Raw genomic sequence first — 23049 nt, forward strand, 5'->3', positions numbered from 1 at the left:
CCGTTCACGCGACCGGCCGGACAGTCGTGGGCATGACGAATTCCTCGGGCCCCTCGGGTCTTTTGGCCGGCACCACGCGCCGCGCGCTGCTCGTGACCGGGGCCGCCGGCGCGCTTACGCTCGGCAGCGTGAGCTTCGCGCACGCGGACGAGAACGACGCCGGGGCGGACGGCAGGGCGGACGGCGGGGCCGACGACGGTGTCCTCACCCGCACCGTCACGGGCACCCTGCCGCCCGGCGCCCCCGACTTCGCCTACCTCCCCGTCGAGCTGCCGCCCGGCGTCCGCGAGCTGCGCGTCTCCTACGCCTACGACCGCCCCGCCGTCCCCGCCGGCACCCAGGGCAACGCGCTCGACATCGGCCTCTTCGACCAGCGCGGCACCGCCCTCGGCGGCCGCGGCTTCCGGGGCTGGTCGGGCGGCGCCCGCACGGAGTTCTTCGTCCGCGCGGACGACGCCACGCCCGGATACGTCGCCGGGCCGCTGCACCCCGGCACCTGGTACGTGGCCCTCGGCCCGTACACCGTGGCCCCGCAGGGGCTCACCTACACCGTGACCGTCACCCTCCGCCTCGGGCCCTCCGCCCCGCCCGCCGCGCCGCCCGCCTATCCGCCCGAGCGGGCCGCCGGCCGCGGCCGGGACTGGTACCGCGGCGACTGCCATCTGCACACCGTCCACTCCGACGGCCGCCGCACCCCCGCCGAGGTCGCCGCGCTCGCCCGCGCCGCCGGGCTCGACTTCATCGCCGGCACCGAGCACAACACCCACGCCGGGCACGGCGCCTGGGCCGGCAGCGCGGGCGACGACCTGCTGATCCTGCTCGGCGAGGAGGTCACCACCCGCACCGGCCACGTCCTCGCCCTCGGCACCGACCCCGGCACCTTCGTCGACTGGCGCTACCGGGCCCGCGAGAACCGCTTCGGCCGCTACGCCCGCGAGATCCGCCGCGCCGGCGGCCTCGTCGTCCCCGCCCACCCGCACGCCACCTGCGTCGGCTGCGCCTGGAAGTTCGGCTTCGGCGACGCGGACGCGGTCGAGGTGTGGAACGGGCCCTACACGCCCGACGACGAGGTCTCGCTGGCCGGCTGGGACGGCGCCCTGGCCCGGGGGCGCTGGACGCCCGCCATGGGCAACAGCGACGCGCACCGGGACCCCGACCGGGTCGGCACCCCGCAGACCGTCGTCCTCGCGGACGAGCTGAGCCGCGCGGCCATCCTCGACGGGCTGCGCGCCGGGCGCTCGTACGTCGCCGAATCCGCCGCCGTCTCCCTGGACTTCACGCTCACCGACGGCCGCGGCCGCACCGCCGGGCTCGGCGAGCGCCTGACCGTCCCGGCCGACGCGCCCGTGACCGCCCGGCTGCGCGTCACGGGCGCCCCGCGGGGCGGCACGGTCCGCTTCGTCACCGACCAGGGCGTGCTCTTCACGGCCGAGGTCACCGGTGCGGGCGGCGCGGAGTGGACGACGACCGCCGCCAACGCCGCGTACGTACGGGCCGAGGTCCGCCATCCGGCCACGACGCCGCCGCTCCCGGGCGCGCTGGCCGCCTTCACCAACCCGGTGTTCCTGGAGGCCGGTTAGCCGCGAGTCCGTCAGCCCGCGAGTCCGTCAGCCCGCGAGTCCGTCAGCCCGCCGCCCGCTGACGCGCCGCCGGTGCGCCGTGGCCGCCCCGACAGGACGCGGCGGGCACCGCCCGCACCAGGTCGCCGTGCCCGCAACCCGGGCAGGCGTGACCGCCGCTCGTATTCGTGTTTCCCCCGTTGACCGGCTTGCGTACGGTGACCCGCATGCTGACGCGCCTGGAGTCCTACTACGACTCCGTACCCCGATCCGCCGCCCGCGCCGAGGAGTTCGGGCCGCTCACCCTCTTCGTACGGGAGGGGGCGGGCTGGCCGTACTACGCGCGGCCCGCGCTCGGGCACACCGGCGAGGTGCCGGTCGAGGCGGTGGAGAAGGTACGGGCCCGGCAGCGGGAGCTGGGCGTGCCCGAGGCGTTCGAGTGGGTGGCGGAGACGACGCCGGGGCTGCGGGCGGCGGTGGAGGCGAGCGGGCTCGTGGTGCACGCGCACCCGCTGATGGTCCTGACGGAGGCGGCGGAAGAGCCGCCCGTCCTGCCGGAGGGCGTCACGGTACGGATGGTGGGCGCCGCCGACCCGGCCCTGGAGTCCGCCGTCGCCGCCCCGTACGCCGCGTTCGGCGCCACGCCCACGGCCGGCGCCGCCGCCCAGGTCGCCGCCCGCCTCGATGCCGGCCTCACCCGCCTCGCCGCCGCCCTCGACCCCTCCGACACCGCGCTCGCCGCCGGCCAGCACCAGCCCGTCGGCCCGGTCACCGAGGTCGTCGGCGTGGGCACCCGCCCGGAGGCCCGCCGCCGCGGCCTCGGCCTCGCCGTCACCGCCGCCCTGGTCGCCGACGCCCGCGCGCACGGCGCCGAGACGGTCTTCCTGTCCGCCACGGACGCCACGGTGGCCCGCCTCTACGCCCGGCTCGGCTTCCGCACCATCGGCACGGCACTGATCGCGGAGCCGGCAGGAGAGGCCGGATAGCCCCCGGTCACCCCTCGGTGGGCCGCTCGCCGAAGAGTCCCGGCGCCGCCGGTTCCCGCACCATCAGGACGTCGATCGGGTCCTCGGCCTCGACCGTGAAGCCCTCGCGCTCGTAGAGGCGGCGGGCGGCGCTGCCCTGGACCACGGTGAGCCGGACCGGGGCCGGTTCGGCGTCGGCCCGGGCGAGGAGCGCGCGCAGCACGGCGGTGCCGAGGCCGCGGCCCTGGGCCTCGGGGGCGAGGTAGAAGTGCTCCAGGTAGCGGCCGGGGCCGTGCGGGTACGGGCCGAAGGCCACGCAGCCGACGAAGGCGCCGTCCTGTTCGATCACCGAGGTGTGCGCGGGGCGGAAGCCGTCGCGGAGCCGCTGCCGGACCCGGTGGTCGTCGTAGCGGCCGAGCCGGGTCAGGTCGTCACGCATGACGACCGCCTTCAGCTCGGCGACGGGCTCCACGTCCTCGTCCCGGGCGGGCCGCAGCGACCAGCCCTCCCCTGCTGCATCCATATGCAGAGAATCGCATATGGATGCAGAATCCGTAACCCCGGTCCCCTCTCCGCCGTTCTCGCGGCATGAAGAAGATCCTCACCGCCGCCGCCCTGACCGGCCTCGCCCTCACCGGCGGGCTCTCCGCCGCCGGCACCGCCGCGGCCGACACCGGCGGCGCCAACCTGCCGTCGGTCGTCCCGCTGAGCGGTGTCCTCGCCCCCAAGGCGAAGCCGCCCGTCGCCGACCAGATGCCCGCCGCCAACAAGATGGTCGAGAACCTGCTCCCCCTCCCCAAGGGGTGAACGACGAAGGTGGCGGGACCCCCCACGGGCCCGCCACCTCGCCGTTTCCCTCACCGGGTCGAGGAGTCCATCAGTCCTCGACGACCAGCGACGGAGTCTCCTTGGTGAGCACCTCGCCCCGGAAGAACGCGGGGCTCCTCCGCTGCATCACCAGCATGATCACCACGCCGAGGAGCAGCAGCCCGACGCCGATCACGAACACCGAGCCGACGCCGAACACCGAGGAGCCGGAGCCGTAGGCCGGGTCCCACATGTCGTACAGCGTCTTGCCGAAGACCGCCGCCAGGAGCGCCCCGCCGAGCAGCGGGAAGAGGCCCTTGAAGACCAGGTCGCGGGCGGAGCGGGTGAGCTCGCGGCGGAAGTACCAGACGCAGGCGAACGCGGTCAGCGCGTAGTAGAAGCAGATCATCAGGCCGAGCGCGTAGATCGTGTCGACCAGGACGTGCTCGCTGGCCAGGGTCATCACCGTGTAGAAGACGCCGGTGGCGACGCCGGCCACGATCGTGGCCTTGCCGGGCGTCTTGAAGCGCGGGTGGACCTTGGCGTACGAGGCGGGCAGCGCCTCGTACGTGGACATCGCGAGGACCGTGCGGGCCACCGGGATGAAGGTGGTCTGGAGGCTCGCGGCGGCCGAGGCGAGGACCGCGACGAAGAGCAGGATGCCGAGCGCCGGACCCATGACCGGGCCGGCGAGGGCGGCGAAGACGTTGTCGGAGGTCTCCGGGTTGCCGAGGCCGAGGCCCTGGTCGCCCGAGCCGACGACCATCTGGGCGGCGATGGCGGTGGCGAGGTACGAGCCGACCAGGACGACCATCGCGATGAGCGCGGCGCGGCCGGGCGTCTTCTCGCTGCCGATGGTCTCCTCGTTGGCGGTCAGGCAGGTGTCCCAGCCCCAGTACATGAAGATCGACAGGGAGAGTCCGGCGGTGAACGCGGCGAAGGACTGCACCGCGAACGGGTTCATCCAGGACCAGGAGAAGTGGACCGAGCTCTCGAAGTCGCCGGCCTTCGACAGCGCCATCCCGACGAACACGGCGAGGACGAGCAGCTGGAGGCCGACGAGCGCGTACTGCACGCCCTTGGTGGCGGTCATCCCGCGGTAGCTGATGGCGGTCGCGGCGCCGATCAGGGCCAGGCAGGTGACGATGTGGACGGCCTTGTCGTCGTCCAGGGCGGCAATGGACGGACTGCCGCTGATCTCGCCGGCGAGCAGCCAGAAGTACGAGGTGGCGACGCCGGCCAGGTTGGAGAGAACGATGATCGTGGCGATCACCAGGCCCCAGCCGCACATCCAGCCGACCCGGGGGCCGAACGCCTTCACGGTCCAGGTGAAGGAGGTGCCGCAGTCCGGCATGGCCTTGTTCAGTTCGCGGTACGCGAATGCGACGAGCAGCATCGGCAGGAAGCCCGCGAGGAAGACGGCGGGCATCTGGAGGCCGACCTCGCCGGCGGTGGAGCCGAGGGTCGAGGTGAGGCAGTAGACCGGGGCGACCGTGGAGATGCCGATGACGGCGCTGCCGAGGAGGCCCACGGAGTTGCCGCCGAGGCCCTTCCGCCGCATGCCCGGCGCGTCGGCCGGGGCGGCGGCCGAGGCGGCGGGAGCGTCCCGCAGCGCGTCTCCGGCCTGGGGCCGCACGTCCACCTGAGTCATGAACTCGACGTTAAATGCTGCGATTTCCACATCTGGAAGATCGGATTCCGCTCGCATTCCGCTCACTTGAGCGATCAATGCCTTGTATTGCGCGGGTCGAATCGGACACTAACCAATGATTGAAAGATCGACAACTGCGGCGGGCCGACCAACCGGTAGGTCCGCCGCCGAGTGTCCGATATGCGGGAACCGCAGCCCCGCCCGGGAATGTCCGATTTCAAGTTTCCGTGTGACGTGCGTCACCCCGGCCAGACGACCGCCTGCACCTCGCTGTACGCGTGCAGCGCGTACGACCCGACGTCCCGCCCGACCCCGCTCTTCTTGAAGCCGCCGAACGGCGCCTCCATGTTCCGGCCGATCGTGTTGATCCCGACCCCGCCGGCCCGCAGCCGCGCCGCCACCCGGAACGCCCGGGCCACGTCCCCCGACCACACGTAGTCGATCAGCCCGTAGTCGCTGTCGTTCGCGAGCGCGATCCCCTCCTCCTCGTCGTCGAAGGGCACCACCACGACCACCGGGCCGAAGATCTCCTCCCGGACCACCCGCAACTCGCTGGTGCAGTCCGCGAGCAGCGTCGGCGCCACGTAGAAGCCGCGCTCCAGCCCCGGACCGGACGGCCGCTCGCCGCCCACGACGAGGCGCGCGCCCTCCTTGCGGCCCAGCTCCACGTACGACTCCACCCGGTCGCGGTGGGCCGCCGAGATCACCGGGCCGACCACCGTGCCGCGCTCCGCCGGGTCGCCGACCTTCAGCAGGCCGGCGTACCCGGCCAGCTTCCCGACGAGCCGCTCGTAGATCCCGCGCTGCGCGAGCACCCGGGTCGGGGCCGTGCAGATCTGGCCGCTGTAGAAGGAGAAGGTCGTCCCGATCCCCATCACGGCCGCGTCCACGTCGGCGTCGTCGAAGACGAGGGCCGCGCCCTTGCCGCCCAGCTCCATCAGCTGCCGCTTCATCGCCCGGCCGCACACCTCGCCGATGGCCTGGCCGACGGCCGTCGAACCGGTGAAGGAGACCATGTCGACGGCCGGCGAGTCCACGGCCGCCTCGCCCACGGCGGGCGAGGCGCCGGTGACCACGTTGACCACGCCGGCCGGGACGCCCGCCTCCGCGAGGGCGCGGGTCATCGCGTACACGGAGAGCGGGTCCTGCGGGGCGGGCTTCACGACGACCGTGTTGCCCATGGCGAGCGCCGGGGCGATCTTGCCGGCCGGGTTGGCCCAGGGGTTGTTGTACGAGGTGATGCAGGTGACCACGCCCACCGGGCGGCGTACCGCCACGGCCCCGAACACCCCGGCCCTGCCCATCGGCCCGGCCTCGTTGATCTGCGGCGGCAGCGCCTCCTCGACCGGCTCCAGGGCGCCGCGCGCGTACCGCCGGAAACGGGCCGCGCCGACCGCGACCTGCATGCCGCGGGCCGTGGCGGTGGTGGCGCCGGTCTCGGCGCGGGCGAGCAGGGTGTTCGCCTCGGTGTCGCGGGCCATCAGGTCGGCGGCCCGGTCGAGGATCGCGGCGCGCTCCTCGGGCCTGGTGCGGGACCAGGACGCGAAGGCGGTACGGGCGGCCTCGGCGGCCTCGTACACCTGGCGCCTGCTCGCCTCCGGCGCGAACCCGACGACCTCCTCGGTGGCGGGGTTCATCACGGCGTAATGACCACCCTCGGGCTCGACCCACTCTCCCCCTATGTACAGCCGCTCCGTGGTCTGCGAAGTCCCCTGGCTCATCGCGTGCTCACCGTCCTCGTGTCCCGGCCCGAGCGCAGCACGCGCCCCGGGATCGCGCCCGTCACCTCGTCGTCCCGCACCGTCTCCACTCCGTTGACCCGCACCGACACGATGCCGACGGCGCGCGAGTGAAGGCGCGGGCTGTCGCCGGGCAGGTCGTGGACGAGGGTCGCCGGGCCCGCGTCGATCCGCTCGGGGTCGAAGAGGACCAGGTCGGCGTGGTGGCCCTCGGCGATCCTGCCCCGGTCGCGCAGGCCGAAGAGGCGGGCCGGGTCGTCGCTGAGCATCTTCACGGCCTGCTCCAGCGGGACGAGCCTGCGGCCGCGCAGGCAGTCGCCGAGGAAGCGGGTGGTGTACGGCGCCCCGCACATCCGGTCCAGGTGCGCGCCCGCGTCGGAGCCGCCGAGCAGCACGTCCTCGTGCTGCCAGGTCTCGCGGCGCAGCGCCCAGGAGGCCGGGTCGTTGTCGGTGGGCATGGGCCACAGGACGGTCCTGAGGTCGTCGTTGGCGCAGATCTCGACGAGGGCCTGGAAGGCGTCCTGGCCGCGTTCGGCGGCGATCTCCCCGACCACCCGGCCGGTCAGGCCGCGGTTCTCGCGGCTGTACGTGTCGCCGATGACGTAGCGGCCGAAGTTCGCGAGCCGCCGGAAGACGCCGGCCTCCTTGGAGTCGGCGCGGCGCAGCATCGCGGCGCGGACCTCGGGGTCGTGGAGCTTCGCGATCCGCTCGGGGACGGGCAGGCCCAGGATCTCGCCCCAGCCGGGGATGAGGTTGAGGGCGCAGAAGGTGCCGAGCGACATGTTCATGGGCGTGAGGATCGGCATGGTGAGCGCGACGATCCGGCCGCCGGACTTGCGGGCCCGTTCGGAGGCGAGGAGCTGGCGCGGGACGCGTTCGGGGACGGCGGCGTCGACGGTGAGGACGTTCCAGTTGAGCGGGCGTCCGGCGGCGGCCGTCATCTCGACGAAGAGGTCGATCTCGGCGTCCGAGAACTGGTCGAGGCAGCCGGCCAGGATCGCCTCGATCTGCGTGCCCTCGTGCTCGCCGACGGCCCGGGAGAGGGCGATCAGCTCGGCGGGGCCGGCGTGGCGGGAGGCGACGGGGGCGCCGTCGCCGTCGGAGTGGGTGGCGGACTGGGTGGTGGACAGGCCCCAGGCGCCGGCCTCCATGGCCTCCTTGAGCAGCCGCACCATCCCGGCGAGCTGCTCGGGCGTGGGCTGTCCGCCGACCGCGTCCGGCCCCATCACGTACCGGCGCAGCGCGCAGTGCCCGACCATGAAGCCCGCGTTGACCGCGATCCGTCCTTCGAGCGCGTCGAGGTACTCGGCGAACGAGGACCACGACCAGTCGACGCCCTCCTCCAGGGCGGCCAGCGCCATGCCCTCGACCTTCGACATCATCAGGCGCGTGTAGTCGGCGTCCTCGGGGCGGTCGGGGTGCAGCGGCGCGAGCGTGAAGCCGCAGTTGCCGCCGGCGACGGTGGTGACGCCGTGGTTCATGGACGGGGTGGCGTACGGGTCCCAGAACAGCTGGGCGTCGTAGTGGGTGTGCGGGTCGACGAAGCCGGGGGCGAGGACGAGTCCGGTGGCGTCCTCCTCGCCGCGGGCCGGCTCGGCGGTGGTGCCGGGCTCGGCGATCACGGCGATCCGGCCGTCGCGCAGGCCGACGTCGGCGGTGAAGGCGGGGGCGCCGGTGCCGTCGACGACGGTGGCGCCCTTGATGAGGTGGTCGAGCATGACGTTCCGATCCCTTCCTGCAGAGCTTCCCGCTGGGTGCGCGAACGGGCCCCGGACGGAGGCCGCCGCGGAAACGGTCTCCGGCCGGGGCCGTGGGGGTGTCTCGTCGTTTCGGGCCGGAGACGGGGCCGCAGGGCGCCGGGAGCCCGGCCCGAGCGGCGGGACACCCCACGGAGCGGCGGTCCGGGAAGACGCCGCCCCGGGCTCGTGGGTCAGCTGCCCGCCGACTGCCGGAAGCGGGTCGTGCGGTGCACCGGGTCGGTGTCGATCTCCGGGATGACGTGCTCGCCGATCAGCTTGATGGTGTTCATCGTGTCCTCGTAGGAGATGCCGATCGGCAGGCCGAAGGACAGCTGGTCGGCGCCGGCCCGCTCCCAGCGCCTGCACTGGGCGAGGACCTCGCTCGGGTCGCCGCAGATCATCAGCTCCTCGGCGATGAGGAGTTCGATGATCTCGGCCGAGTACTCCGGCAGGAGCTCGGGCCACTCGGGGACGCCCTCGGGCCGCGGGAAGGTGTCGTGGTAGCGGAAGAGGAGCGACTGGAGGTAGTTGAGGCCGCCGCCGACGGCGATCTCGACGGCCTTGTCGTGGGTCTCGGCGCAGATCGCGGTGGAGGTGACCATGACGTTGTCGTTGACGAAGTCGCCGACCGCCTTGGCCTCCTTGATCGCGGTCTTGTAGGACTCGACGACCCACTCCATGTCGGAGACCTTCTGGACGCTGAAGCCGAGGACGCCGAGGCCCTTCTTGCCGGCCATGGCGTACGAGGACGGGGAGCCGGCCGCGTACCACATGGCGGGGTGGGACTTGCCGTACGGCTTCGGGAGCACCTTGCGCGGCGGGAGCGACCAGTGCTTGCCCTGGAAGCCCTCGTACTCGTCCTGGAGCCACATCTTGGGGAACTCGGAGATGGTCTCCTCCCAGATCTCCTTGGTGTGGTTCATGTCGGTGATGCCCGGCATGAACCCGAGGATCTCGTGGGAGCCGGCGCCGCGGCCGGAGCCGAACTCGAAGCGGCCGCCGGAGAGGTGGTCGAGCATGGCGACCTTCTCGGCGACCTTCACCGGGTGGTTGACGGGCGCGAGCGGGTTGAAGATGCCGGAGCCGAGGTGGATGCGCTCGGTGGCGTGGGCGAGGTAGCCCAGGTAGACGTCGTTCGCGGAGAGGTGGGAGTACTCCTCCAGGAAGTGGTGCTCGGAGGCCCAGGCGTACTTGAAGTTCGACCTGTCCGCCTGGATGACGTACTCGGTCTCCTCCATGAGTGCCTTGTGCTCGGCTTCGGGATCGGTCTCGGCGCGCTTGCCGACGTATCCCTGTACGAAGATCCCGAATTCCAAGGAAGTTCACCGCCCTTTTCCAGCTTGCCCGTTCGAGTTTCTGACGTGTCGTCAGATTCTTTGATGCGCCCGACCGTGTCAATACCTGACGATGCGTCAGAACAGGCTCACGCCCGCCAGCCAGCCGCCGTCGATCACGAACGGCTGACCCGTGATGTACGCGGACTCCTCGCCGGTCAGGAAGAGCGCGAGCGCCGCCACCTCGTCCGGCCGGCCGATCCGGCCCAGCGGCACGAGCTTGCGGTACAGCTCCGCCGTCGCCGCCGGGTCCACGCCCTCCGGGTTGCTCATCGCCGTGTCGATGGCGCCCGGGCAGACCGCGTTGACCCGGATGCCCCTGCCCGCCAGCTCCAGGGCCGCGACCCGGGTGAGCCCGAGGACGGCGTGCTTGCTGGCGGCGTAGGCGCCGACGCCCGCCATGCCCGTCACACCGGTGTACGAGGCGGTGTTGACGATCGTGCCGCCGCCGGCCGCCTCGATCTCCGGCGCGACCGCCCTGATGCCGAGGAAGCAGCCGACCTGATTGACCTGCACGATCGCCTGGAACTCGGCCAGCGGCGTCGACACCAGCTCGTTGAAGCGCAGGATGCCCGCGTTGTTGACGAGCCCGTCGATCCGGCCGAAGCGCTCCTTCGCGGCCGCCACGGCCGCCGCCCACTCCGCCTCGCTCGTCACGTCCAGGTGCACGTACGCGGCCCGGTCGCCGCCCAGCTCCTTGGCGAGCGCCTCGCCCCGGTCGTCCAGGACGTCGGCGAGCACGACCTTCGCCCCCTCGGCGGCGAAGAGCCGCGCCTCCTGCTCGCCCTGTCCGCGCGCCGCGCCCGTGATGACGACGACGCGGCCGTCCAGCTTTCCCATGTCGGTACTCCTCGCTTGTCGGTCACGTCGAGAGGTGGGGTGCGACCTCGGCGGCGAACGCCGCCATCTGGTCGGTGAGTTCGGTGCGGCCGCGGGAGCGGAAGCGCACCTGGATCTGGTGCACGCCCATCTCGCCGTACGCGCGCAGCGACTCGGCGAGCGCCTGCGGCTTGCCGTGCAGGGTGCGCCGGCCGGTGTCCCAGCCGGGCTCGCCGACGTACAGCGCCTCGGTGATGGCGCCGACGGTGATCGGCGCCTCGATCCCGGCCTCCTCGCGAAGCCGCGTGAGCCGCGCGATCTGCTCGGGCAGCCGGCCGCGCGGGTCGCCCTGCGGCAGCCAGCCGTCGCCCTTGAGCGCGGCGCGCCGCACGGCGGCGGGCGAGGAGCCGCCGACCCAGACCGGCACCCGGTCCTGGGCGGGCCGGGGCCGCTGGCCGAGGTCGCGGAAGGCGAAGCGGGGTCCTTCGTGCGCCGGGTACTCCTCGGGCCCGAGGGCCGCCCGGAGCGCGTCGATCGTCTCGTCGAGCACGCCGCCGCGCCCGTCGAAGTCCGCCCCGACCGCGTCGAACTCCTCCCGCACGTGCCCGGCGCCGACCCCGAGGACGAGCCGGCCGCCGGAGAGGTGGTCGAGCGTCGCGTACGCCTTGGCGGTGACCAGCGGATGCCGCAGGCCGACGACGGCGACGTGCGAGAGCAGCCGGACGCGCTCGGTGGCGGCGGCGAGGTAGGCGAGGGTGGCCACCGGGTCGTACCAGACGGTGCTCATCGCGGCGGCGAGCCGGCGCGGGATGGCGACGTGGTCGCAGCACGCGAGGTAGTCGAAGCCGAGGGCGTCGGCGGCGCGGGCGACCGCGAGCAGGTCGGCGGGGCCGGCGGCGGCCTCCCAGGACTCGGCGTAGAGGGTGCTCTGGGACTGGACGGGCAGCTGCATCCCGTAGACGACCATGGGACTCCCCTGATCTGACGATCTGTCAGTTACGGTGCGGCCCCATGCTGGCTCCTGACGGCCCGTCAGGCAAGGCCCGCGACAGGCACCCCCGTCCGCCGCCCCGGACGCCGCGCTCCCCTGAATCCCGGATTCCGCGGCTGATGTGCGCATTCGTCCAATACGGCGGACCGGGCCGCCCCGCACCCTGGTCGCCTACCCCCCACGGTCGACCCTTCGCACGAACGGATCCCCTCCATGCGTACCCTCCTGCGCCGCACCGCCCTCGCCGGCACCTCCCTGCTCTTCGCCGCGGCCGGCCTCGTCGCCACCGGCGGCTCGGCCCAGGCCGCCACCTACGACGGCTGGGACCCGGCGAGCAGCGGCTGCAGCGGCATCAGCACCGTCTCCTCGGCCGCGATGACCGACCCGCACGGCAACCACCTGGGCACCCTGGAGCTGCGCTACAGCTCGGGCTGCCGCACCACCTGGGCGCGCGTCACCATGGACTACACGCAGGGCGCCTGCGGCACCTCCTCGGCCGGCGTCGCCTGCGCGAAGGGGTGGATCATCCGCAACTCCGACGGCGCCAGCTACTCCTGCACCGTGACCGAGGGCCGCAGCTCCTGCTACACGCCGATGGTCAACGACGCGGGCGTCTCCTCGTACGCGCAGAGCTACACGGACACCGCGGGCGGCGACAAGTACACCCGCACCGCCAGCTACTGATCCGCCCGGCCCACCGGCTCCACCCGCTCCACCCGCTCCACCCGCTCCACCCGAGAGAGAACCCGATGCGTACCCTTCTGCGCCGCACCGTCATGGCCGGCACCTCGCTCCTCTTCGCCGCGGCCGGCCTCGTCGCCACCGGCGGCTCGGCCCAGGCCGCCACGTACGACGGCTGGGACCCGGCGTCCGCCGGCTGCGGCGGCACGACGAGCACCGTCTCGTCGGCCGGCCTGTACGACCCGTACTTCGGCACCTACCAGGGCTCGATCGAGCTGCGCTACAACTCGGGCTGCCGCACGGCCTGGGCGCGCATCACCCTGAACAACACGCAGTCCGCCTGCGGCAACGCCTCCGCCGGCCACGCCTGCTCCCAGGCGAAGATCATCCGCAACTCGGACGGCCGCAGCTACTCCTGCACCGTGACGGCGGGCAACAGCTCCTGCTACACGCCGATGGTCAACGACGCGGGCGTCTCCTCGTACGCGGAGGGCATGGTCGACGGCGCGGGCGGCCTGAAGTACACGCGGACCGGCAGCTACTGACCGGCGACTGCCGACCGGCGACTGCTGTCCGGCAGCTACTGACCGGCGACTGCTGAGCGGCGGCGGCTGACCAGCGGCTGCCGAGTCTCGGCTGCTGACCGGCGGCCGCTGACGGTCTTCGTGTGGCCCCCCGTCGCGGACGGGGGGCCACACGCCTTGCGCACCACCGGCGCTCACGGGCGCCAGAGGCCGTCCTCCGTCAGCCCGAGCAGCCCGATCGCGTTGCCGCGGACGATCCGCTCGACGACGTCCGGCGCCAGATGGCCCATCTGGGCCTCGCCGACCTCGCGGGACTTGGGCCAGGTGGAGTCCGAGTGCGGGTAGTCCGTCTCGTACAGCACGTTCCCGACGCCGATCGCGTCCAGGTTCCGCAGGCCGAAGGCGTCGTCGAAGAAGCAGCCGAAGACGTGCTCGGCGAAGAGCTCCGACGGCGGGCGCAGCACCTTCCCGGCCACGCCGCCCCAGCCGCGGTTCTCCTCCCAGACGACGTCCGCGCGTTCCAGGATGTACGGGATCCAGCCGATCTGGCCCTCGGCGTACATGATCCTGAGGTTCGGGAAGCGCTCGAACTTGCCGCTCATCAGCCAGTCGACCATCGAGAAGCAGCAGTTGGCGAAGGTGATGGTGGAACCGACGGCGGGCGGGGCGTCGGCGGAGGTGGACGGCATGCGGCTGGACGAGCCGATGTGCATGGCGATCACGGTGCCGGTCTCGTCGCAGGCGCGCAGGAACGGGTCCCAGTGGTCGGTGTGCACCGACGGCAGCCCGAGGTGCGGCGGTATCTCGGAGAAGGCGACCGCGCGGACGCCGCGGGCGGCGTTGCGGCGGACCTCGGCGGCGGCGAGCTCCGGGTCCCACAGCGGGACGAGGGTGAGCGGGATCAGCCGCCCGTGGGCCTCGGGGCCGCACCACTCCTCGACCATCCAGTCGTTGTAGGCCCGGACGCCCAGGAGACCGAGTTCACGATCGGAAGCTTCGGTGAAGGTCTGTCCACAGAAGCGGGGGAAGGTGGGGAAGCAGAGGGCCGACTGGACGTGGTTGACGTCCATGTCGGCGAGCCGGTCGGGGACGCTGTACGAGCCCGGGCGCATCTGCTCGTACGTGATGACCTCGAGCCGGATCTCGTCCCTGTCGTAGCCGACGGCGGTGTCGAGGCGGGTGAGCGGGCGGTGCAGGTCCTCGTAGACCCACCAGTCGCCGATGGGGCCTTCGTCCCCCTTCTCCCCCATCACGGGGGCGAACTTTCCGCCCAGAAAGGTCATTTCCTTCAGGGGTGCGCGGACGATCCGGGGGCCGGTGTCGCGGTAACGGGACGGGAGCCGGTCCTGCCAGACGTGCGGGGGCTCCACGGTGTGGTCGTCCACCGAGATGATCTTGGGGAAGCTCTCCATGCGTTTCACGGTAGCGCTGATCTGACGATCCGTCAGCTTTGTGGTCGACCGTCACCCTGCCCCGAGGGCCCCATCGGCCGGTTCGATGCCGGAGATCGACCGACCCGATGCTGACGCACCCCCTCCGGACAAGGCAGACTGTCTCGGGCGAAACCAGCGGTACGGGCAGGGGGAGCTATGGACCGTGAGAACGGGCCGCGAGTTCCGGGGCAGCGGACTCCGGTGGCGGGCTCGGCGGGTACGACGGGTTCGACCGGTTCGGCGGGCGGCGGGCCGCGCGCCGAGGCGGGCGCGGACGCGACGGCCCGGACGGACGTGACACAGGCGGCGGACGGGACCGTTCCGACGGAGGCGGCGGACGCGGCGGCTGCGGCGGACGCGGCGGTTCCGGCAGGCGCCCCGCGCGACGGCGGCGCCGGCGCGAGCCCCGACCAGGGCTCCGGCCAGGGCTCGGCCGCCCGCGCCGGCCTGCGCTTCGGCGTGCTCGGACCCGTACGCGCGTCCCGCGGCGAGACGGCCCTGCCCACCGGTTCGCCCCAGCAGCGCGCCCTGCTCGCCGCCCTGCTCCTGCGCGACGGCCGTACCGCCACCGCCGCCGAGCTCATCGACGCGATCTGGGGCGAGGAGTCACCCTCCCAGGCCCTGGCCGCGGTCCGCACGTACGCCTCCCGGCTGCGCAAGGTCCTCGACCCGGGCGTCCTGGTCAGCGAGTCCGGCGGCTACGCGATCCGCACCACCGCCCTCGACCTGTCCGAGGCGCAGGACCTGGCCGCCGAGGCGGAGAAGCTGCGCGCCGCCGGACGGCGCGGAGTGGCCCGCGAACGGCTGAACGAGGCGCTCGCGCTGTGGGACGGCGAGGCGCTCGCCTCCGTACCGGGGCCGTACGCCGAGACGCAGCGCACCCGCCTGGAGGAATGGCGGCTGCAGCTCCTGGAGAGCCGGCTCGACCTCGACCTGGAGGTCGGCGCGCACGCGGAGGCGGTCTCCGAGCTGACCGCGCTGACCGCGGCGCACCCGCTGCGCGAGCGGCTGCGCGAGCTCCTCATGCTCGCCCTGTACCGGTCCGGCCGGCAGGCGGAGGCCCTCGCCGTGTACGCGGACACCCGCCGCCTCCTCGCCGACGAACTGGGCGTCGACCCGAACCCCGAACTCTCCCGGCTCCAGCAGCGCATCCTGCAGGCGGACGCCGAGCTGGCCCGCCCCGTCGAGGAGCAGGCCCCGGCCGCCGCGCCCCTCGCCCGCCCCGCCCAACTCCCGGCGACCGTGCCGGACTTCACCGGCCGCTCCACCTTCGTACGGGAGCTGAGCGGCCGGCTCGCGACCGCCGAGGGCTCCGTCATGGCGGTCTCCGCGCTCGCGGGCATCGGCGGCGTCGGCAAGACCACCCTCGCCGTGCACGTGGCCCACGCGGCCCGCCCGCACTTCCCCGACGGCCAGCTCTACGTCGACCTCCAGGGCGCCGGCGCGCGGTCCGCCGCCCCCGAGACGGTCCTGGGCGCCTTCCTGCGCGCCCTCGGCACGCCGGACTCGGCGATCCCGGACTCCCTCGACGAGCGCGCGGCGCTCTACCGCTCCACGCTCGACGGCCGCCGGGTGCTCGTGCTGCTCGACAACGCGCGCGACGCCGCCCAGATCCGCCCCCTGCTCCCCGGCACCGCCGGCTGCGCCGCGCTCGTCACCAGCCGCATCCGCATGGTCGACCTGGCCGGCGCGCACCTCGTCGACCTGGACGTCATGTCCCCCGAGGAGGCGCTCCAGCTCTTCACCCGCATCGTCGGCGCGGAGCGCGTCGGCGCCGAGCGGGAGGCCGCGCTCGACGTGGTCGCCGCCTGCGGCTTCCTGCCGCTCGCCATCCGCATCGCGGCCTCGCGGCTGGCGGCGCGGCGCACCTGGACCGTCTCCACCCTCGCCGCCAAACTCGCCGACGAACGCCGCCGCCTCGACGAACTCCAGGCCGGCGACCTCGCCGTCAAGGCCACCTTCGAACTCGGCTACGGCCAGCTCGAACCGGCCCAGGCCCGCGCCTTCCGCCTCCTCGGCCTCGCCGACGGCCCCGACATCTCGCTGGCGGCGGCCGCGGCCGTCGTCGACCTCCCGGAGTGGGAGACCGAGGACCTCCTGGAGGCCCTCGTCGACACGTCCCTCCTGGAGTCCGCGGCGCCCGGCCGCTACCGCTACCACGACCTCGTCCGCCTCTACGCGCGTGCATGCGCGGAGCGCGACGAACACCCGCCGGTGGAACGGGAGCTGGCGCTGTCGCGGCTGCTGGACTTCTACCTGTCGACGGCGGCGCGCGTGTACGCGATCGAGCGCCCCGGCGACCGTCTCGTCGACCACCTGGAGCCGGCCGAGTACCAGGGCCTCACCTTCACCGACCGGCACGCCGCGCAGGACTGGCTCTACGCCGAGGCCAACTGCATCCTGGCGTGCGTGCGGCAGTCGGCGACGACGAGGGGGACGCTGCGCAGGGCGGTGGACCTGCTGTGGGCGGCGCTGGACCTCGGCGAGTCCGGTGCCAACGCCAAGGAGTTCGAGATCGTGGGCTCCCTGCTCCGGGACGCGGCCCACGAGCTCGGCGACGCGCGGGCCGAGGGCCGGGCGCTGACGGCGCTCGCGGGCGTGCACCACACCGCCGGACGCTTCACCGAGGCCGATCGCGACGCCGAGCTGGCCCTTCCGTACGCCGAGGCGGCGCACGATCCGCTGCCCGCCTGCTGGTCCGCCAACGCGCGCGGAATCATCGCGCTGTACCAGAACCGCTTCGACGAGGGCGAGGTCCATCTCGCCCACGCGATCGAGCGGTTCCGCGGCATCGAGGACCGGCCGGGCGAGGCGAGCGCCCTGTGCAACCTGTCCCGGATCCACCTCGCGACCGGGCGCACGGCGAAGGCCATAGAGCTCGCTCAGGAGGGCACCCGCATCTACGACTCGATGGGCCACGCGCTGCGCGGCGCGAACGGCCGCTACGCACTGGGCCTCGCCCTCACCGAGGCCGGGCATCTGGACGAGGCCGTGGAGCGACTGAGCGAGGCGCTGGAGGTCTTCCGGGACAGCCGGCAGCGGCTGTGGGAGGGAATGACCCTGTTCCGCCTGTCGGAGGTGGACATCGCGGCGCGGCGCCACGCCCAGGCGGCGTCGAACGCCGAGATGGCGCTGACCGTCCTCCGCGGGATCGGCGGCGAGTGGCGGCGAGGCAACGTCCTGACCGTGCTCGGCCGCGCTCTCCAGGGCATCGGCCAGTCCGGCCGCGCCCAGGTCTGCTGGCAGGAGGCCCTCGACACCTTCGAGTCGCTCGGCGCCCCGGAAGCCTCCGACGTACGGCAGCTGCTGGCACCCGCGGCGGCGGCCTAGGAGTCCGGCGGAGCCGGACTCCGTCGGCCCTTCGGCCAGCGCGTTCATCGTTCGTTTATCGCCGCCCGGCATGCTTTTCCTTGTCGATCCGTCGCGTCGGGGGGCACACGGGTCGCCGGCACAGCCGTCACTCCTGACAACTAGGGTGAGCGGCCATGAGCGATCCGTCCGGCTGGTCACGGGGGAGCGGCCGGACGGATCGCAACGGATTCCAGTCACCAGACGCAGGAGTTGACAAGATGAGCAACCCGATCGAGAAGGACGCGGTCGTGACGCCCCAGGACATGCACGCCACGGGCGGCACCGAGGAGATCACCACCAAGGACATGCACGCCACGTCCGAGCCGGCGGTCGACGCGATCACCAAGAAGGTCGTGGGTGCCGGTGCGGGCGAGGAGCTCATCACCACGGACATGCACGCCACGTCCGAGCCCTTCAAGCCGCAGCAGGTCTGAAGCCGTCTCACCACGGGGGTAACGGGGGACGGTTCCGGAGGCGCCATCGGGGGAGTCGCCGGGATCGTGCGGGACCGGACGGAAGCGCGGGGCTCGGGGGACGCCCGAGGGGACCGGGGGGAATCCTGGGGCAGGGCCCACGCGCACCGAACGGACCCGAAGAGGAGGGGCCGGGCCTGAGCGCCCGGCCCCTTCCGCATGCCTGTGCGCGACCTGACGAAGTCGCCCGGCCGGGTCGTCGCCGGGGCCCGGGCGGGCGGATGATCGGCTGGCCTCGTGCGGCGGCTGGTGGGGACCGGTCGTCGCCGTGGGGGAACGCACGCCACGCGCGCGCAAAGGGGGGAAGGGCCCGGACCGGGTGACCGGTGCCGGGCCCTTGTCATGCCGCGCACGCTAGCGCGCCCGCAGCGCCCCCTTCACCACCTTGCCGCTGGCGTTGCGCGGCAGTTCCGCCAGGAACTCGACCTCTCTCGGGACCTTGTAGTTGGCCATCTCGCGGCGCGACCACGCGATCAGGTCGTCGGCCGTCAGGCGGGCGCCCGGGCGGCGGACGGCGAAGGCCTTGCCGACCTCGCCGAGCCTCGGGTCCGGGATGCCGATGACGGCGACGTCGGCGATGTCGGGGTGGAGGCCGAGGAGCTGTTCGATCTCGGCGGGGTAGGCGTTGAAGCCGCCGACGATGAACATGTCCTTGATCCGGTCGGTGATGCGGAGGTTGCCGGCGTCGTCGAGGACGCCGATGTCGCCGGTGTGGAGCCAGCCGTCCTCGTCGACGGCGTCGGAGGTCGCGGCCTCGTCCTCGTAGTAGCCGCGCATGACGTGGAAGCCGCGGACGAGGACCTCGCCGGTCGGGGAGAGGCGGAGTTCGGTGTCGGGGATCGCGCGGCCGGAGGTCGTGGCGATCACCTCCGCCGGGTCGCCCTGGCGGCACATGGTGACCAGGCCGCTCGCCTCCGACAGGCCGTACGCCGTCAGCACCGTGGCGATGCCGAGTTCTGCGCGCAGGCGCTCCACCAGCCGCAGGGGCACGACCGCCGCGCCCGTCACGACCAGGCGGAGGGAGGAGAGGTCGTGGGCGCCGCGCGAGGGATGGTCGAGGAGGGACTGGTGGAGGGTCGGCGGGCCGGGAAGGACCGAGATCCGTTCCGCCGCGATGTTGGCGAGGACGGTGTCGACGTTGAACACGGGCTGCGGGACCATCACCGCGCCGCGCTGGAGGCAGGCGATGATGCCGGCCTTGTAGCCGAAGGTGTGGAAGAAGGGGTTCACGATCAGGTAGCGGTCGCCCTCGCGCAGCCCGGCCAGCTCGCTCCACACGGCGTAGCAGCGCAGGGTCTGTTCATGGGTGATGACCGCACCCTTGGGGCGGCCCGTGGTGCCCGAGGTGTAGATGATGTCCGAGGGGAAGAAGGGCTCCACGGCCGCCGCCCGCGACCGCACCGCCGCCTCCCCGACCTCCGCCCCCTCCCCGAGGAACTCCTTCCACGTCGCGTAACCCGCCTCGTCCGGTGCCGTGTCGCCGAAGACCACCACCCGCTCCAGGTCCGGCAGGGCGGCGCCGGCACGGCGCAGCGAGGCCACGTACGAGGTCCCGAGGAAGGTACCGGTGACGAAGAGCAGCCGGGCGCCCGAGCGGGCGAGCACGTCCGCGGCCTCCGTGCCCTTGAAGCGGGTGTTGAGGGGGACCAGGACCGCGCCCGCCGTGACCGCACCCAGCGACGCGACGATCCAGTCGGCGGTGTTGGGCGCCCAGATCGCGACCCGGTCCCCCACCCGTACCCCGGCGGCCAGGCAGGCCGCGGCCGCCCGTTCGACGCGCGCGCCCAGTTCCGCGTACGTGATCCGGGTGCGGCCGTCGACGACCGCCTCCCGCCCCCCGTACCGCTCGGCGGACCAGCGCACCAACTCCCCTATCGAGCCCCACTCCATGACCGCCCCTTCCGGCGCCGCCCCGTAGCTGACTATCCGTCAGATTAGCTGTAGCCTGACGCGCTGTCAGCCATCGGGCCAAGCCAGGGGGCGCCGTGCTCAAGGACCGCACCGCCATCGTCGGAATAGGGCAGACACCCTTCGCCAAACACCTACCCGAGTCCGAGAGGACCCTCGCCTGCCGGGCGATCCTCGCCGCGCTCGACGACGCCGGCATCGCACCCGCCGAGGTCGACGCCTTCGCCTCGTACACCATGGAGGAGACCGACGAGGTGGAGGTGGCGAAGGCCATCGGGGCCGGGGACGTCACCTTCTTCAGCAAGGTGGGCTACGGGGGCGGCGGTTCCTGCGCCACCGTCGGCCACCTCGCCGCCGCGATCGCCTCCGGCCAGGCCACCGTCGGCGTCGCCTGGCGGTCCAGGAAGCGGGGCTCCGGGCCCCGGCCGTGGAAGAACACCGCCGTCCAGCTCCCCACCCCCGGGCAGTGGACCCGGCCCTTCGGGCTGCTGCGGCCCGCCGACGAGATCGGCATGCTCGCCCGCCGCTACATGCACGAGTACGGCGCCACCCGCGACCACCTCTTCAACGTCGCGCTCGCCTGCCGCAACCGCGCCAACCAGAACCCGGACGCGATCATGTACGACCGCCCGCTGACCCGCGAGATGTACATGACCTCGCGCTGGATCAGCGAACCGCTCTGCCTCTTCGACAACTGCCTGGAGACCGACGGCGCGCTCGCCTGCGTCCTCGTCTCCGCCGAACGCGCCCGCGACTGCCGCCAGAAGCCCGTCTACGTCCACGCCGCCGCCCAGGGCCTGCCCGCCCAGCACCACGGCATGGTCAACTACTGGAACGACGACCCGCTCTCCGGCCCCGCCTGGACCGCCGCCCGGCACCTGTGGAAGAGCTCCGACCTCACCCCGGACGACATCGACGTCGCCCAGATCTACGACGCCTTCACCCCGCTCGTCCCGCTCTCCCTGGAGGGCTACGGCTTCTGCGGCCGGGGCGAGGGCGCCGCCTTCACCGAAGGCGGCGCCCTGGAGATCGGCGGCCGGCTGCCCCTGAACACCGGCGGCGGCGGGCTCTCCGAGGCGTACGTGCACGGCTTCAACCTCATCAACGAGGGCGTCAAGCAGCTCCGCGGCGTCTCCACCGCCCAGGTCCCCGACGCCGCCAGCTGCCTCGTCACCGCCGGCGAGGGCGTCCCCACGTCCGCGATCCTGCTTCGAGCCTGAGGAGCCCCGATGCTCGTACCCCTCGTCGACGAGGACGGCGCGCCCTTCTGGGAGTACGCCGCCCGGGGCGAACTGCGCGTCCAGGCGTGCGCGCGAGCGGATTGCGGCGCGCTCCGCTTCCCGCCCCGCCCCTGCTGCCCGCACTGCCAGTCCTTCGACAGCGAGTGGCGGCTCATGTCCGGCCGCGGCCGCATCTGGTCCTTCGTCGTCCCGCACCCGCCGCTGCTCCCCGACTACGCCGAGCAGGCCCCGTACAACGCGGTCCTCGTCGAACTCGCCGACGCCCCCCGCATCCGCCTCGCCGGCAACGTCGTCGCCGCCCCCGACGCGCCCCTGAACTCCGTCGACCCGGCCCGGCTGCGCATCGGCGCCGCCGTGCAGGTGGCGTTCGCCGAGGTCGACGGCGTCACCGTGCCGCGCTGGCTCCTGGAGCGCGCATGAGCATCCGCGTCGAGCGCGACAAGGAGACCGGGGTCGCGGTCGTCACCCTCGACCGGCCGGAGAAGCACAACGCGATCACCCTGGAGATGGCGAGCGAACTCGGCGCCGTCTGGCGCGGCTTCCGGTACGAGGACGAGGTCCGCGCGATCGTCGTGACCGGGGCCGGCGGGCAGGCGTTCTGCACCGGCATCGACCGGGCGGACGCCGGCCGGGTGCCGCAGCCCTCGTCCCCGTACACGATCGACGATCCGCTCGTCGCCATCGGCCCCAAGGCCAACGACCTGTGGAAGCCGGTCGTCGCCGCCGTCGAGGGCATGGCCTGCGGCGGCGCCTTCTACCTGCTCGGCGAGGCCGAGTTCCTGGTCGCGGGCGAGGGCGCCGAGTTCTTCGACCCGCATACCGGCTACGGCATGGTCAGCGCCTTCGAGACCATCCACATGGCGCAGCGGATGCCGTTCGGCGAGGTCGCCCGGATGGCGCTGATGGGCAGCGCCGAGCGGATCTCCGCACGGCGGGCCCACGAGACGGGCCTGGTCTCCGAGCTGACGGCGCGCGGCGGGGCGGCGGCCGCGGCGCGGGAGGCGGCCGCGGTCATCGCCGGCTACCCGACGGAGGCGGTGCAGGGCACCGTGCGGGCCCTGTGGTCGGCCAAGGAGGCCGCCCGTGCGCAGGCCCTGGCCCACGCGCCGCACCTGGTGGCGCTCGGGAACCTGCCGCCGGAGCGGCAGGCGGAGCTGTTCACGCGGAGGGGGACGGGGTTCAGGACGCGCTAGGGGAGGGGGACACGGTGGCGGCGAGCGGTGTGCCGTACTCGTCGTTCACCTCCGCCACGACGCACTTCTTCACCTGGGCGACGGTGCCGGGGTGGTCCATCGGGACGTCGTAGAGCCTGGCGCCGCCGTTGCCGTCGATGTCGACCTTGATCTCGCCCCGGTCGACCCGTGAACCGTCGGCCCGCTCGAACTCCAGGACGACCTCGATCGTCTGCGGCGCGCTGTCGCGGGGCGTGACCCGCACCATCGCGATGGTGTCCGCCTTGCGGGCCGGCTTGCCCTTCTGCTTCGTCCGGGCGGGGTCGACGCAGTCGACCACCTCGACCGAGATGTCGGAGGCCGGGGAGGCGGACGGCGAGGGCGTGTACGTGGAGTCGTCCGAGCTGTTGCCGGAGCCGCCCGAGCCGCCGCCGTCGTAGTCGTCGTAGTCGTGGTTGCTCTTCTTCGAGCTGGAGCAGCCGCCGCCACCGCTGCTGCTACTGCTCTTGCCGTGGCCGCCATGGCCGCCCTTGCCCGTCTGGAAACCCGTCAGCGCGAGCACCACCACCGTGAGCGTCGCCGCGAGCCTGAGCCGTGTGCGGACCATGACCTGTTCCCCCTCCGGATGGACGTGTCCGCGTCACCCTAGCGGTGCCGCGGCC

At 73.2% G+C, this 23049-nt stretch carries 20 protein-coding genes; 10 read left to right on the forward strand and 10 right to left on the reverse strand.

The genetic code is table 11. From position 1 onward, the window contains the following. The first annotated feature begins 32 nt into the window (after window positions 1-32). Window positions 33-1580 (forward strand): CehA/McbA family metallohydrolase, encoded by a 1548-nt coding sequence (locus tag ACFYU9_RS34495; RefSeq protein WP_389347477.1) that lies wholly within the window; start codon window positions 33-35, stop codon window positions 1578-1580. A gap of 206 nt (window positions 1581-1786) precedes the next feature. Continuing rightward, entirely contained in the window at window positions 1787-2545 is a 759-nt protein-coding gene (locus tag ACFYU9_RS34500; RefSeq protein ID WP_389347479.1) for a GNAT family N-acetyltransferase, read from the forward strand. Window positions 2546-2552: 7 nt separating this feature from the next. Here ACFYU9_RS34500 and ACFYU9_RS34505 read toward each other — a convergent pair whose 3' ends face one another. Then, window positions 2553-3047 (reverse strand): GNAT family N-acetyltransferase, encoded by a 495-nt coding sequence (locus tag ACFYU9_RS34505; protein WP_389347481.1) that lies wholly within the window; start codon window positions 3045-3047, stop codon window positions 2553-2555. Between the two features lie 65 nt (window positions 3048-3112). On the opposite strand from ACFYU9_RS34505, the gene ACFYU9_RS34510 reads away from it, so the two are divergent. Further along, window positions 3113-3331 carry a hypothetical protein gene (locus ACFYU9_RS34510; protein WP_389347483.1) on the forward strand — a complete coding sequence of 73 codons (219 nt, stop codon included), beginning with the start codon at window positions 3113-3115 and terminating at the stop codon, window positions 3329-3331. Window positions 3332-3401: 70 nt separating this feature from the next. On the opposite strand, the gene ACFYU9_RS34515 is transcribed toward ACFYU9_RS34510, so the two are convergent. The 6 genes from ACFYU9_RS34515 to ACFYU9_RS34540 all read right to left on the reverse strand — a co-directional run bounded on the left by ACFYU9_RS34515 (window position 3402) and on the right by ACFYU9_RS34540 (window position 11580). Next, window positions 3402-4982, reverse strand: a complete 1581-nt coding sequence (locus tag ACFYU9_RS34515) for an APC family permease (protein ID WP_389215362.1) — start codon at window positions 4980-4982, stop codon at window positions 3402-3404. A gap of 239 nt (window positions 4983-5221) precedes the next feature. Continuing rightward, window positions 5222-6703 carry an aldehyde dehydrogenase family protein gene (locus ACFYU9_RS34520; RefSeq protein WP_389347485.1) on the reverse strand — a complete coding sequence of 494 codons (1482 nt, stop codon included), beginning with the start codon at window positions 6701-6703 and terminating at the stop codon, window positions 5222-5224. Then, window positions 6700-8439, reverse strand: coding sequence for an amidohydrolase family protein (locus ACFYU9_RS34525; RefSeq protein WP_389347487.1), 1740 nt, complete (start codon window positions 8437-8439; stop codon window positions 6700-6702). Before ACFYU9_RS34525 ends, ACFYU9_RS34520 begins: the two co-directional genes overlap by 4 nt. A gap of 212 nt (window positions 8440-8651) precedes the next feature. After that, window positions 8652-9776, reverse strand: coding sequence for an LLM class flavin-dependent oxidoreductase (locus ACFYU9_RS34530; protein ID WP_389215353.1), 1125 nt, complete (start codon window positions 9774-9776; stop codon window positions 8652-8654). A 96-nt stretch (window positions 9777-9872) separates the two neighbouring features. Next, the gene (locus ACFYU9_RS34535) at window positions 9873-10634 is read right to left on the reverse strand and encodes an SDR family NAD(P)-dependent oxidoreductase (protein WP_389215350.1); all 762 of its coding nucleotides are present in this window, start codon (window positions 10632-10634) and stop codon (window positions 9873-9875) included. 22 nt (window positions 10635-10656) lie between these two features. Further along, entirely contained in the window at window positions 10657-11580 is a 924-nt protein-coding gene (locus ACFYU9_RS34540; protein ID WP_389347489.1) for a TIGR03619 family F420-dependent LLM class oxidoreductase, read from the reverse strand. A gap of 237 nt (window positions 11581-11817) precedes the next feature. On the opposite strand from ACFYU9_RS34540, the gene ACFYU9_RS34545 reads away from it, so the two are divergent. Further along, entirely contained in the window at window positions 11818-12288 is a 471-nt protein-coding gene (locus ACFYU9_RS34545) for a DUF2690 domain-containing protein (protein ID WP_389347491.1), read from the forward strand. 65 nt (window positions 12289-12353) lie between these two features. Beyond that, entirely contained in the window at window positions 12354-12830 is a 477-nt protein-coding gene (locus tag ACFYU9_RS34550; RefSeq protein WP_389215341.1) for a DUF2690 domain-containing protein, read from the forward strand. A gap of 173 nt (window positions 12831-13003) precedes the next feature. Here the strand turns inward: ACFYU9_RS34550 and ACFYU9_RS34555 are convergent, their stop codons facing one another. Further along, window positions 13004-14221, reverse strand: coding sequence for an amidohydrolase family protein (locus ACFYU9_RS34555; protein ID WP_389215339.1), 1218 nt, complete (start codon window positions 14219-14221; stop codon window positions 13004-13006). A gap of 177 nt (window positions 14222-14398) precedes the next feature. Between ACFYU9_RS34555 and ACFYU9_RS34560 the strand changes: the two genes are divergently transcribed. Continuing rightward, window positions 14399-17572, forward strand: coding sequence for a BTAD domain-containing putative transcriptional regulator (locus tag ACFYU9_RS34560; protein ID WP_389347493.1), 3174 nt, complete (start codon window positions 14399-14401; stop codon window positions 17570-17572). Between the two features lie 239 nt (window positions 17573-17811). After that, window positions 17812-18027 (forward strand): hypothetical protein, encoded by a 216-nt coding sequence (locus tag ACFYU9_RS34565; protein WP_389347495.1) that lies wholly within the window; start codon window positions 17812-17814, stop codon window positions 18025-18027. 393 nt (window positions 18028-18420) lie between these two features. On the opposite strand, the gene ACFYU9_RS34570 is transcribed toward ACFYU9_RS34565, so the two are convergent. Beyond that, a complete protein-coding gene (locus tag ACFYU9_RS34570; protein ID WP_389347497.1) occupies window positions 18421-19956 on the reverse strand; it encodes a FadD3 family acyl-CoA ligase in 1536 nt (511 codons plus the stop codon). Window positions 19957-20051: 95 nt separating this feature from the next. Here ACFYU9_RS34570 and ACFYU9_RS34575 point away from each other — a divergent pair, with 95 nt between their 5' ends. Genes ACFYU9_RS34575 through ACFYU9_RS34585 form a run of 3 tightly spaced genes read left to right on the forward strand, consistent with a single transcriptional unit; the run spans window position 20052 to window position 22408 of the window. Continuing rightward, window positions 20052-21194 (forward strand): lipid-transfer protein, encoded by a 1143-nt coding sequence (locus ACFYU9_RS34575; RefSeq protein WP_389215331.1) that lies wholly within the window; start codon window positions 20052-20054, stop codon window positions 21192-21194. A 9-nt stretch (window positions 21195-21203) separates the two neighbouring features. Continuing rightward, window positions 21204-21635 carry a Zn-ribbon domain-containing OB-fold protein gene (locus ACFYU9_RS34580; RefSeq protein WP_389215328.1) on the forward strand — a complete coding sequence of 144 codons (432 nt, stop codon included), beginning with the start codon at window positions 21204-21206 and terminating at the stop codon, window positions 21633-21635. Further along, the gene (locus ACFYU9_RS34585; protein WP_389347499.1) at window positions 21632-22408 is read left to right on the forward strand and encodes an enoyl-CoA hydratase/isomerase family protein; all 777 of its coding nucleotides are present in this window, start codon (window positions 21632-21634) and stop codon (window positions 22406-22408) included. The genes ACFYU9_RS34580 and ACFYU9_RS34585 overlap by 4 nt, the downstream gene beginning before the upstream one ends. Here ACFYU9_RS34585 and ACFYU9_RS34590 read toward each other — a convergent pair. Continuing rightward, window positions 22395-22994, reverse strand: a complete 600-nt coding sequence (locus ACFYU9_RS34590; RefSeq protein WP_389347501.1) for a hypothetical protein — start codon at window positions 22992-22994, stop codon at window positions 22395-22397. The two genes, ACFYU9_RS34585 and ACFYU9_RS34590, sit on opposite strands and share 14 nt — an antisense overlap. Between the last annotated feature and the right edge of the window lie 55 nt (window positions 22995-23049).

Origin of the sequence: Streptomyces sp. NPDC004327 (genome assembly GCF_042873935.1) — a bacterium.
In the GTDB taxonomy this organism is placed as follows: domain Bacteria; phylum Actinomycetota; class Actinomycetes; order Streptomycetales; family Streptomycetaceae; genus Streptomyces.

Coding starts and splice junctions, on each gene's coding strand:
- ACFYU9_RS34535 (WP_389215350.1), bottom strand. CDS start 10,634: ATGGGAAAGCTGGACGGCCGCGTCGTCGTCATCACGGGCGCGGCGCGC.
- ACFYU9_RS34565 (WP_389347495.1), top strand. CDS start 17,812: ATGAGCAACCCGATCGAGAAGGACGCGGTCGTGACGCCCCAGGACATG.
- ACFYU9_RS34580 (WP_389215328.1), top strand. CDS start 21,204: ATGCTCGTACCCCTCGTCGACGAGGACGGCGCGCCCTTCTGGGAGTAC.
- ACFYU9_RS34585 (WP_389347499.1), top strand. CDS start 21,632: ATGAGCATCCGCGTCGAGCGCGACAAGGAGACCGGGGTCGCGGTCGTC.
- ACFYU9_RS34525 (WP_389347487.1), bottom strand. CDS start 8,439: ATGCTCGACCACCTCATCAAGGGCGCCACCGTCGTCGACGGCACCGGC.
- ACFYU9_RS34520 (WP_389347485.1), bottom strand. CDS start 6,703: ATGAGCCAGGGGACTTCGCAGACCACGGAGCGGCTGTACATAGGGGGA.
- ACFYU9_RS34570 (WP_389347497.1), bottom strand. CDS start 19,956: ATGGAGTGGGGCTCGATAGGGGAGTTGGTGCGCTGGTCCGCCGAGCGG.
- ACFYU9_RS34550 (WP_389215341.1), top strand. CDS start 12,354: ATGCGTACCCTTCTGCGCCGCACCGTCATGGCCGGCACCTCGCTCCTC.
- ACFYU9_RS34560 (WP_389347493.1), top strand. CDS start 14,399: ATGGACCGTGAGAACGGGCCGCGAGTTCCGGGGCAGCGGACTCCGGTG.
- ACFYU9_RS34500 (WP_389347479.1), top strand. CDS start 1,787: ATGCTGACGCGCCTGGAGTCCTACTACGACTCCGTACCCCGATCCGCC.
- ACFYU9_RS34510 (WP_389347483.1), top strand. CDS start 3,113: ATGAAGAAGATCCTCACCGCCGCCGCCCTGACCGGCCTCGCCCTCACC.
- ACFYU9_RS34590 (WP_389347501.1), bottom strand. CDS start 22,994: ATGGTCCGCACACGGCTCAGGCTCGCGGCGACGCTCACGGTGGTGGTG.
- ACFYU9_RS34515 (WP_389215362.1), bottom strand. CDS start 4,982: ATGACTCAGGTGGACGTGCGGCCCCAGGCCGGAGACGCGCTGCGGGAC.
- ACFYU9_RS34545 (WP_389347491.1), top strand. CDS start 11,818: ATGCGTACCCTCCTGCGCCGCACCGCCCTCGCCGGCACCTCCCTGCTC.
- ACFYU9_RS34505 (WP_389347481.1), bottom strand. CDS start 3,047: ATGGATGCAGCAGGGGAGGGCTGGTCGCTGCGGCCCGCCCGGGACGAG.
- ACFYU9_RS34555 (WP_389215339.1), bottom strand. CDS start 14,221: ATGGAGAGCTTCCCCAAGATCATCTCGGTGGACGACCACACCGTGGAG.
- ACFYU9_RS34495 (WP_389347477.1), top strand. CDS start 33: ATGACGAATTCCTCGGGCCCCTCGGGTCTTTTGGCCGGCACCACGCGC.
- ACFYU9_RS34540 (WP_389347489.1), bottom strand. CDS start 11,580: ATGGTCGTCTACGGGATGCAGCTGCCCGTCCAGTCCCAGAGCACCCTC.